General features: G+C 68.7%; 9 protein-coding genes. 6 read left to right on the top strand and 3 right to left on the bottom strand.

Translation table 11 applies throughout. From position 1 onward, the window contains the following. The 3 genes from ACFPZL_RS06765 to ACFPZL_RS06755 form a co-directional block, all read right to left on the bottom strand. A partial coding sequence (locus tag ACFPZL_RS06765) for an amino acid synthesis family protein (RefSeq protein WP_382334933.1) occupies positions 1-529 on the bottom strand: 529 nt, incomplete at its 3' end. Then, positions 526-1,194 carry an amino acid synthesis family protein gene (locus ACFPZL_RS06760; RefSeq protein ID WP_218115469.1) on the bottom strand — a complete coding sequence of 223 codons (669 nt, stop codon included), beginning with the start codon at positions 1,192-1,194 and terminating at the stop codon, positions 526-528. The genes ACFPZL_RS06760 and ACFPZL_RS06765, both read right to left, overlap by 4 nt. A gap of 36 nt (positions 1,195-1,230) precedes the next feature. Continuing rightward, the gene (locus ACFPZL_RS06755) at positions 1,231-1,911 is read right to left on the bottom strand and encodes a GntR family transcriptional regulator (RefSeq protein ID WP_218115490.1); all 681 of its coding nucleotides are present in this window, start codon (positions 1,909-1,911) and stop codon (positions 1,231-1,233) included. A gap of 139 nt (positions 1,912-2,050) precedes the next feature. On the opposite strand from ACFPZL_RS06755, the gene ACFPZL_RS06750 reads away from it, so the two are divergent. The 6 genes from ACFPZL_RS06750 to ACFPZL_RS06725 form a co-directional block, all read left to right on the top strand. Beyond that, entirely contained in the window at positions 2,051-3,010 is a 960-nt protein-coding gene (locus ACFPZL_RS06750; RefSeq protein WP_218115471.1) for a flavin reductase, read from the top strand. Between the two features lie 69 nt (positions 3,011-3,079). Beyond that, positions 3,080-4,744 carry a BCCT family transporter gene (locus ACFPZL_RS06745; RefSeq protein WP_218115473.1) on the top strand — a complete coding sequence of 555 codons (1,665 nt, stop codon included), beginning with the start codon at positions 3,080-3,082 and terminating at the stop codon, positions 4,742-4,744. A gap of 140 nt (positions 4,745-4,884) precedes the next feature. Beyond that, positions 4,885-6,300 carry a purine-cytosine permease family protein gene (locus ACFPZL_RS06740; RefSeq protein WP_218115475.1) on the top strand — a complete coding sequence of 472 codons (1,416 nt, stop codon included), beginning with the start codon at positions 4,885-4,887 and terminating at the stop codon, positions 6,298-6,300. Beyond that, the gene (locus ACFPZL_RS06735) at positions 6,297-6,863 is read left to right on the top strand and encodes a cysteine hydrolase family protein (RefSeq protein WP_218115477.1); all 567 of its coding nucleotides are present in this window, start codon (positions 6,297-6,299) and stop codon (positions 6,861-6,863) included. Before ACFPZL_RS06740 ends, ACFPZL_RS06735 begins: the two co-directional genes overlap by 4 nt. A 509-nt stretch (positions 6,864-7,372) precedes the next feature. Beyond that, entirely contained in the window at positions 7,373-9,613 is a 2,241-nt protein-coding gene (locus ACFPZL_RS06730) for an ATP-dependent Clp protease ATP-binding subunit (protein WP_218115479.1), read from the top strand. A gap of 84 nt (positions 9,614-9,697) precedes the next feature. Further along, the coding region (locus ACFPZL_RS06725) for an MFS transporter (protein ID WP_382334930.1) at positions 9,698-10,319 on the top strand (622 nt) is incomplete at its 3' end.

Below are 10,319 nucleotides of genomic sequence, written 5' to 3'. Positions count from 1 at the left end.
GGCGGCCCTGCGCGGCGCCGGCGAGCGCGACGAGGATCTCGTCCGCGTGCGGCGCGTCCGCGACGCGGGCCTCGACGCTCTGGTGGTGCGAGCGGATCCTCATGTCGGTGTAGTGCTTCAGCGGGATGTCGAAGGCGACGCCGGCGGGGCCGCGCTTCTCGACGGCGGGCAGCAGCGTGGTGGCGTTCGCCGCATTGCGGAAGTGGTCGCCGAAGCGGAGGTTGTGGATGATGCCCGAGCCGTGCTCGATCTCGCCGTTCAGGCCGACGATGGCGGCCTTGCCGTAGGCCTCGAGGGGGGCGCCGAGCGCCTCGATGACGCGGGGGGCGAGCAGCGCGCCGAGATCGGAGGCGATGGAGTTGATGCCGGGGAGCAGATCCTGGACGAAGCCCTGGCCCTTCCACGGGTTGTCGAACACCGCGCCGACGATGGCGACACGGGCGATCGGGTCGACGTCGCGGCCGCCCTCGAGGGCCGTCTCCTCGACGATGGTGAAGAGCTTGCGGTAGGTGAATGCTGCGGTGCTCACAGGACGATCTCCTTCAGGATCTCGGAGGTGACGGGGCGATCGGTGGCCCGGTCGCCGATGCGGGCGAAGGGGCGGGGGCCGGTCGATGCTGCGGCGAGGACGGCGATCTCGCCGGGGTGCGGCGCATCGGCGAGGTTCGCCTCGATCGTCTGGTAGTAGTCGCGCGTCGCTGCGGCGGTCTTGTGCCACATCGGCACGCGCAGCAGTTCGCCGGCGTCGGCCCGGCCGTCGACGAAGCAGATGATCGAGGTGCCGCCGAGCGCCTCGCGCAGCAGGTTGCCGAAGTAGGGGGTGTGGATCAGCGCGCCGGCGTGCTCGAGCTCGCCCGCCGTGCCCACGAGCGCGGCCTTGCCGAACGCCTCGACCTGGTCGGCGCCGCCGAGCGCGTCGAGCAGGCGATCGCTGATCAGCTTCGCCAGCAGGGGGGCGACGCGCCGGGTCTCGGGCTGCAGGTCCTCGTCGGTGCCGGTTCCGGCCCAGGGGTTCCGGATGACCGCCGTGGTGACGGCTCGGCGGATCGCGGGGGCGCCCTCCCGAGGGATCTCCTCGGTCTGGGTGAAGATGCGGCGGAGGCCGGCGGCCCGGGCGATATCCCCGTAGTCGGTCAGCGATGACCGGGTGCTGAGGTCGGTCGTTCGCGCGGCGGGTTCGGCGGGGTTGTTCATCGGTGGCTCCTGATGCCTGGTGATCGTGTGAAGGGACTATGCGTCGTCGGACTCGGCGAAGGCCGCGATGGTGGCGGACTCCCGGGTCCTCGAGATGTGGCGACGGGTGGTGAGTTCTGCGAAGAGCGGATCCTTCGACTGGATGGCGAGGAGGATCTGCCGGTGCTCGTCCATGGACGCGTCGAGGCGGCCCGGGAGGGAGAGCGTCTGCGTGACGATGCGATGGTAGGCGAGCTGGTTCATCAGCAGCTCGTAGTGCTCGCCGAGCTTGCGGTTGTCGGCGCCGGTGACGAGCGTGCGGTGGAAGTCGTGGACCAGGGTGGCGTAGGCGGTCCGGTCTCCGGCACGCACCGCTTCGCGCTCGTTCTCGACGTTGTGCGCGAGACTGCGCAGCTCGGGCACGTCGCCGCGGCGGGCGAGCAGGCTCGCAGCGAGGCCCTCGAGCGACTCCTTGAGCTCGAAGAGCTCGAAGATCTCCTTGCGCGTGGGCTTGCGGACGAACGTCCCGACGCGCGGGCGGATCTCGACGAGACCCTCGCGCTCCAGCTGCTTGAGCGCCTCCCGGATCGGGGTGCGGCTGACCGCGAACTCTTCGGCGAGGGCGGTCTCCGCGAGGAGTTCGCCCGGCAGGGCCGTGCCGCTGACGACGAGGCGGCGCAGCCGATCCAGCAGGGGCGCATCGGTTCCGGGCGTTGCCGGCTGCGTCGTGGTGGCCATGCTCTGTTGCATACATCAACTGTAATTTGTATACGACAGGAGCGCAAGCGCCGGCCGGTTGCGCGGTAGAAATTACTGAAAATTAGGCATTTTTGCGATGGTGTTGACGATCTGCGGTGATCGAATTATGATCACTTGCATGCAACATAACATCAAGGGCGCTGTGCAGAAGGCCTGGGAGGCCGCCTGGGATCGTGGCGAGGTCGACGCCTTCGACGAGATCCTCCATCCCGACTACCGGCGAGTCAGCACGCGATCCGGCCGGATCACCGACGCCGCCTCGCTCAAGCAGGAGATCCTCGACGCCCGATCCGCGTTCCCGGATCTCGAGACGACGATCGACCGCATCGTCGTCGACGACGATGGAGAGAGCGCCGCCGTCTTCTGGCACTCCGTCGGCACCTTCGGCAACGACCTGAACGGCGTGCCCGCGACCGGCCGCCGCGTCGAAACCCGCGGGTCCAACCTGCTCGAGCTGCGCGACGGCAGGGTCGCGAGCGAGCAGGTGACCTGGGACCAGAGCGAGCTGCTCGCCGACGTCGGCGTCCCCTCGCTCCGCTCCGCGTTCGAGGAGGCGGCCGAGGAGGTCGTCGTCGACGACCTGAGCGGCGTCCCGAGCATCGACGCGCTCAAGGCCTTCAACCGGCAGTTCATCACCGGAGTCACGGTGGTCACCACGATCGACGAGGAGGGCAAGCCGCGCGGGCTGGCCGCCAACTCGTACGCGTCGGTGTCGCTCGATCCGCCGCTCGTGCTGATCTGCGTGCAGAAGTCGACGTCGACGCACGCGCCGCTCTACAAGGCGACGCACCTCGGCATCAACATCATGAGCGTCGAGCAGCGCGACACCGTCGGAGTCTTCGCCTCGCGCGAGCCCGACAAGTTCGCCCGGCTCGCCTGGCATCACGGCCCGGCGGGGAGCCCGCTCATCGACGGCTCCGCGGCCTCGATCGAGGCGGAGATCAAGGAGCGGTTCCTCACGAAGACGCACACCGTCTTCATCTCGAAGGTCACCCATGCGGAGGCCGCTGAGGTCGACGCCATGATCTACAAGGCCGGCAAGTTCTTCGACAGCTCAGAGCTCAGCGAGCTCCAGTAGCCCCGACAGCCCTGCTGGCTCCATCATCTCCATCGGAAACGACTACGACACGAGGAAGTGCAGATTCGTATGAGCGACAACGACACGCGCGACGAGGTCCATCACGCTCCGCCGCCCGCCCCGCACCTGGGCACCGAGAGCACCGAGACGGGGTTCCTCACCTCGTCGGTCACCGTCGCCGAGGCCGAGCGGCTGAAGCACAGGCCCGGCGCGGTGTTCTGGATCTCGATCGGACTCGTCATCGCATTCACCCTGTGGGCGATGATCTCGCCCGAGACGCTCGGCGGATCGATGACGGCCGCGATGAACTGGGCGGCGGCGAGCATCGGCTGGAGCTACCTGCTGGTCACGCTGGGCTGCATCATCCTGCTCGTCTATCTGGCGATGAGCCGTTTCGGCGGGATCCGCCTCGGCACCGATGAGGATCGGCCGGAGTTCAACACCTGGGCCTGGCTGGCCATGATCCTCTCGGCAGTCATGGGCATCGGCCTGATCAGCTACGGCGTCGCCGAGCCGATCTCCCACTTCGTGACCCCGCCGCACGGTCTCGCCGAGCCCGAGACGATGGACGCAGCCGTGCGCGCCATGCAGTTCTCGTACTTCGACTGGGGCCCGCACGCCTGGGCCGTCTTCGGCGTCTTCGGCCTCGCGATCGCGTACTCGACCCACCGCCGCCACAACACCGGTCTGGTCTCGCCCATGCTGCGCCCGATCTTCGGCGACCTGGTCGACGGCTGGTTCGGCAAGATGATCGACATCTTCGCGATCATCGCGACGCTCTTCGGCACCACCACCTCGCTCGGTCTCGGAGCCTCCCAGATCATCGAGGGGATGTCGCAGGTGTTCGGTCTGCCGACCGGACTGTTCCCGCAGATCGTCATCATCGCCGTGATCACCGTGATGTTCACGCTCTCCGCCCTCTCGGGTGTGCACCGAGGCATCAAGTGGCTCAGCCAGATCACGATGCTGCTCTCCGCAGGGCTCGGCGTCTACGTGCTCTTCGCCGGCCCGACCAACTTCGTCTCGAACCTGTTCTTCCGCTCCGTCGGCCAGTACCTGAGCGACTTCTTCCAGGTCGCGCTGCTCACACCGGCGACTCCGGACGACGTCGCGTGGATGCAGTGGTGGACCTACTTCATGATGGCCTGGTGGCTGAGCTGGGGCGCCTTCGTCGGCGTGTTCCTCGCGAAGATCTCGAAGGGTCGCACGATCCGCCAGTTCGTCGCTGGCGTCATGGGGATCCCGAGCCTCGTGTTCTTCGCGTGGTTCACCATCATGGGCGGCTCCGCCATCAACTTCGACATGGAGCGCGGCGCCGGCATCGGCGCGCGGGCGGCGGAAGACGTGAACTCGGCGTTCTTCGCGCTGCTCGGCGAACTGCCGCTCACGACGCTCACCTCGATCATCGCGATCATCCTCGTCGTGCTCTACTTCGTCTCGGGCGCCGACGCGAACACCTTCGTGCTCAGCATGCTCTCCTCCCGCGGCACGCTCGAGCCCACGCGGCCGGTGCTCACGGTCTGGGGCGTTCTGACCGGCCTCTCGGCCGTCGCGATGCTCATCGTCGGCGGGCTCTCCGCGCTGCAGCAGGCGGCCATGCTCTCGGCGCTGCCGTTCACGGTCATCGTCGCGCTGCTCGGTATCTCCCTCGTCAAAGAACTGCAGAAGGATCACCGATTCGTCGGCCTGCACACGGTCACCCGGGACGAGATGGATCAGTTGATCAGCAGATAGTCGCCTTACGCGTACCGGTCGCCGACCGGGGGTGCACCCGTCCCGCGAGATCGGCGGGACGGGCGCACCGAGACCACTGAGCCGTTCGCGGCACCAGCACACCCAAGAGAAAGCCCATCCGAGTGAAAGCAGAGACATCGATGTCCGACACGACCCCTGGAACTGCCGAGCCGCAGTACGGCACGTCGCTCACGCGAACGGAACCGTTCGCCACCGAGCACATCCCGGTCGCCGAACGCCACGGCCACCCCCGCCACCAGTTCACCCTCTGGTTCGCAGCGAACATGGTGCTGGCGGTGATGGTCTCCGGCTTCTTCTCCTCGCTCTTCGGGCTCTCCGTGCTGCAGGGGCTCAGCGCCGTCGCCGTGGGGACGCTGCTCGGCGCCATCGTCATGGGCGTCCTGGCCGGCATCGGCACGAAGATGGGCGTGCCGCAGCAGGTGCAGGCCCGCGGGCCGATGGGCTACTTCGCGAACTTCGTGCCGATCGCGGTGCTCACCGTCATCTCGGCGATCGGGTGGACGGCCGTGAACACGGTGTTCGCGGTCATCGCCCTGCAGATGCTCGTCGACGTGCCGTTCTGGCTGGCCGCGGCGGTCATCTTCGTCGTCCAGGCGGTCTTCGCGATCTGGGGGCACAACCTGATCCACCTGATCAACAAGATCGCCACCGTCGTGCTCGCGATCCTCTTCGCCGTCATCACCGTGCTCTCGATGCAGCAGGTGGACTTCGCCGTCGGCGTGAACCCGGAGGCGCCGTACTACATGGGCGAGGTGGCCGGCTGGATCACCTTCGCCGGCTTCTTCTTCGCCTACGTGATGACGTGGACGCCGTTCGCCTCCGACTTCTCGCGCTACCTGCCGCAGACCACTTCGCACGGCAAGGTGACCTTCTTCACGGCGACCGGCACCTTCGTCGCCATGATGTGGCTCGGCGGCATCGGCGTGCTCGTGTCGAGCTTCGCCGGCGAACTCGACGCGATTCCCGCGCTCGCCGAGCTCACCGGCTCGTGGGCGCCCGTCGCGATGCTCACCGTGGTCGTCTCGACGCTTCCGGTGAGCGCCATGAACCTCTACGGCGGCTCGCTGTCGCTGCTCACGATCCGCATTCCCGTGAACCGGATCGTCGGCGTCGTGCTGATCGCGCTGATCAGCCTCGGGGTCACGCTGCTCATGCAGACGAACCCCTACGGCAGCTTCTACGACTTCCTCAACATCCTCGCCTACCTGGTGGTGCCGTTCAGCACCGTGCTGCTGCTCGACTACTACCTGCGGATGCGCAGTCTGGGCCACCTCGCGACCGAGGAGCTCTTCGACACGCGCCGCTCGGTCGAGTGGGGCTTCGTGGCCTGGGTCGTCGGCTGCGCCTTCTCGGCGCTGTTCTGGACCTCGACGCTCTTCACCGGCCCGCTCGCGAGCGCGTTCGCCGGGTTCGGGGACGTGTCGTTCGTGGCCGGCGCGCTCGCGGCGACGATCGCCTACGTCGCGCTTCGCCCGTTGCCCCCGCTCTCCTCGCTGCTCCGCGGCGGGCGGGATCGCGTCGAGGCGTCGGCATGAGCGAGCCCCGCGAACGCACGGCGAGCGCACTCGTCGTCATCGACATGCAGCACGTCTTCCGCGACGCGGACAGTCAGTGGGCGACGCCGGGCTACGACCGGGCGGCCGAGCGGATCTCGCGGCTGACCGACGCCTACCGGGGCGAGGTGATCTGGACGCGTTTCGTGCGGGATCCGCAGGAGTCGGGCAGCTGGTCCGACTACTACGCGCGCTGGAACGAGTGCCGCGAGCCCGAGGACTCGCCGGTGTGGGATCTCACCATGCCGGTCGCCGATGGCGATGACATCGTGAGCCTGCCGACCTTCTCGAAGTGGGGGGAAGAGCTCGCGGGGCTCACCAGCGAGCGGCAGCGGCTCGTCGTCTGCGGCGTCGCCACCGACTGCTGCGTGCTCTCCACCGTGCTCGGAGCGGTCGATGCGGGCAAGCACGTGACGCTCGTGGCCGATGCCTGCGCCGGCGTCACCGATCGCGCGCACGAGCAGGCGATCGAGCTGATGGGGCTGCTCGGCCCGATGGTCGAGGTCGTCACGACGGAGGAGCTCGTGGCGGCCCGGGTGGGCTGAGGCGCTCCGTCCGCCCGCACTCGCTCGACCGCCGATCCTGTCGGATCGGATCCAGGACCGTCGCCGATTCGTTCGGCGGCGGTCCTGTTCCGTCTCCAGCGGCCTCTCTCTCTTCATCTCTTCTTCTTCTCTCTTCCCATCCTGCGGGCCCTCGGCCTTCTCGCCGCAGTAGGGGAGAGCCGCGAGCGGGGAGGATCTCGCAGTTCGGGCGGAGATCTCAGTTCGGGAGGAGCCCCTGGGCGGTTTCCGTCAGCCCGATCTGCGATCTCCGCCCGAACTGCGTGTCGTCGAAGCGTGTAGCCCCCAGATTGTGCCGCGCGCCGTCGCTGCGGATCCCTTGCAGCGACCCGGACGGTGCCCCTGCCGCAATTCCCAGCCGGATCGCAGGAACTCGAGTCTGCGACACTGGCGCGATCGCGACCGTCCGAGTAAACTTGAGTCACATTCACTCAAGTTTGCGATCCGGCCGACCCGGCCGCCGCAACGCTTGCTGATCGAGAGAGGGAGACATGCAGGCAAATTGGCAACCCGCCGCCGAAGAGGGCGAGCAGAGCGCGCTCGAGCAGTTCGGCGTGAACCTCACCGAGGTCGCGCGCAGCGGCAAGCTCGACCCCGTGATCGGGCGCGACAGCGAGATCCGCCGCGTCAGCCAGGTGCTGACCCGGCGCACCAAGAACAACCCCGTGCTGATCGGCGAACCCGGCGTCGGCAAGACCGCCGTCGTGGAAGGCCTGGCCCAGCGCATCGTCCAGGGCGACGTCGCCGAGTCGCTCAAGGACAAGGAGCTGATCTCGCTCGACATCTCGGCGCTCATCGCGGGCGCGAAGTACCGCGGCGAGTTCGAGGAGCGCATGAAGGCGGTGCTCGCCGAGATCAAGGAGTCCGACGGCAAGATCATCACCTTCATCGACGAGTTGCACACGCTCATGGGCGCCGGCGGCGGCGAGTCGTCGGTGGCCGCCTCGCAGATGCTGAAGCCGATGCTGGCTCGAGGCGAACTGCGCCTCATCGGCGCGACCACGCTCGACGAGTACCGCGAGTACATCGAGAAGGACGCCGCGCTCGAGCGCCGGTTCCAGCAGGTCTACGTCGGCGAGCCCTCCGTCGAGGACACGGTCGCGATCCTGCGCGGACTCAAGGAGCGCTACGAGGCGCACCACAAGGTCACGATCGCCGACTCGGCACTCATCGCGGCCGCCTCGCTCTCGAACCGCTACATCACGGCGCGCCAGCTGCCCGACAAGGCGATCGACCTGATCGACGAGGCCGCCTCGCGCCTGCGCATGGAGATCGACTCGGCGCCCATGGAGATCGACGAGCTGCGCCGCGCCGTCTCGCGGCTGGAGCTCGAAGAGCTCGCCCTCAAGAAGGAGAAGGACGACGCCTCGAAGGAGCGCCTCGCGAAGCTGCGCTCGGACCTCGCCGAGAAGCGGGAGGAGCTGAGCGGGCTCGAGGTGCGCTGGGAGAAGGAGCGCGCCTCGCTGAACCGCGTGGGCGAGCTGCGCGAGCAGTTGGACCAGCTCAACATGCAGGCGCAGGTCGCCCAGCGAGAGGGCAACCTCGAGAAGGCGTCCAAGCTGCTCTACGGGGAGATCCCGGTGATCCAGAAGGAGCTCGCCGAGGCGGAGCGCGCCGAGATGAGCGGTGAGGCGACCGTCGACGGCGAGCCCCGCATGGTCAACGAGCAGGTCACCGACGAGGACATCGCGGGCGTCGTCGCGGCCTGGACCGGCATCCCGGTCGGGCGACTGCTGCAGGGCGAGACCGAGAAGCTGCTCGCGCTCGAGAACGAGCTCGGCAAGCGGCTGATCGGGCAGGGCGAGGCCGTGCGCGCGGTCAGCGACGCGGTGCGGCGATCCCGCGCGGGCATCGCCGACCCCAACCGGCCGACCGGATCCTTCCTCTTCCTCGGCCCCACCGGTGTCGGCAAGACCGAGCTCGCGAAGGCGCTCGCCGAGTTCCTCTTCGACGACGAGCACGCCATGGTGCGCATCGACATGAGCGAGTACGGCGAGAAGCACTCGGTGTCGCGCCTGGTCGGCGCTCCTCCCGGCTACATCGGCTACGAGCAGGGCGGCCAGCTCACCGAAGCCGTGCGACGCCGGCCCTACTCGGTCGTGCTGCTCGACGAGGTCGAGAAGGCCCACCCCGAGGTGTTCGACGTGCTGCTGCAGGTGCTCGACGACGGGCGCCTCACCGACGGCCAGGGCCGCACGGTCGACTTCCGCAACACCATCCTGATCCTCACCTCGAACCTGGGCTCGCAGTACCTCATCGATCCCGATATGCCGTGGGCGGAGAAAGAGGACGCGGTGCGCGAGACCGTGCGCCGCGCCTTCAAGCCCGAGTTCGTGAACCGGCTCGACGAGATGGTGATCTTCCACCCGCTCAGCGAGGCCGACCTGGCGCTGATCGTCGACCTCTCGGTCGACCGGCTGCAGACGCGGCTCGCGGACCGCCGCCTGACCGTCGCGGTGACCCCCGCGGCGCGAGTGTGGCTCGCGGCGAAGGGCTACGATCCCGTCTACGGGGCGCGTCCGTTGCGCCGCCTCATGCAGCACGAGATCGACGACCGCCTGGCGCGGGCCGTGCTCTCGGGCGAGGTGCGCGACGGTCAGACCGTGCTGGTCGACGTGGCGGCAGGCGGCGACTCGCTGTCGGTCGAGAGCGCCGGATCGATGCCGGCCTCCGGTGCCGGCCTCGGCGACGGCCCCGACGATGTGATCGAGGCCGAGCTGCTCGACGACTGACCCGCGCGCCGGTCGGCCGTCTGCGGCCAGGTGTACGGTGGATCGTGTCCGCGGAAGCGGTCGGCGAATCGGGGAGCGTGGCTGATGGCGGGGTCGACGAAGGGCGTGCTGCTGCGCTTCGCCCCCATGATCTACGGCCCCACCGTGCTGTTCGCGATCGGCGAGGGCGCTGTCGTACCGCTCATCCCGATCCTTGCCGCTCGCCTCGGCGGAGATCTCGCCGTCGCGGGTCTCGTGGCCTCCGCTCTCGTGGTCGGACAGCTCTGCGGCAACCTGCCCGCGGGCTGGCTCGTGGCGCGCTTCGGCGAGCGGCTCACGATGGCCGGCGCCGGCGGACTCGCCCTGCTCGGCGTGCTCGGCCTCATCCTCGCGCCATCGCTCGGGCTCCTCGCCGCCGCGGTCTTCGTGATCGGGCTGTGCGCCGCCGCCTTCGGGCTCGCGCGCCACGCCTTCATGACGACCCGGGTCCCGCTCTCGTTCCGGGCCAGGGCGCTCGCCCTGCTCGGCGGCTCGTTCCGCTTCGGCATGTTCATCGGCCCGTTCCTCGCCGCACTGCTCCTCAGCCTCACCGGGACCGAGGCCTCGGCCGCCTGGCTCTTCGCGGCCTGCCTGGTCGCCTGCGTGCTGCTCGTGCTGCTGGGGCCGGATCCGGAGCGCAGTCTCGAGGCAGAGGCTTCGGCGCCGGCCGGGTCGTCGCGCGACGCCC

The organism is Leucobacter soli (assembly GCF_042659205.1).
Lineage (GTDB): Bacteria > Actinomycetota > Actinomycetes > Actinomycetales > Microbacteriaceae > Leucobacter > Leucobacter soli.
This window is presented reverse-complemented; position numbering and strand designations above follow the sequence as displayed.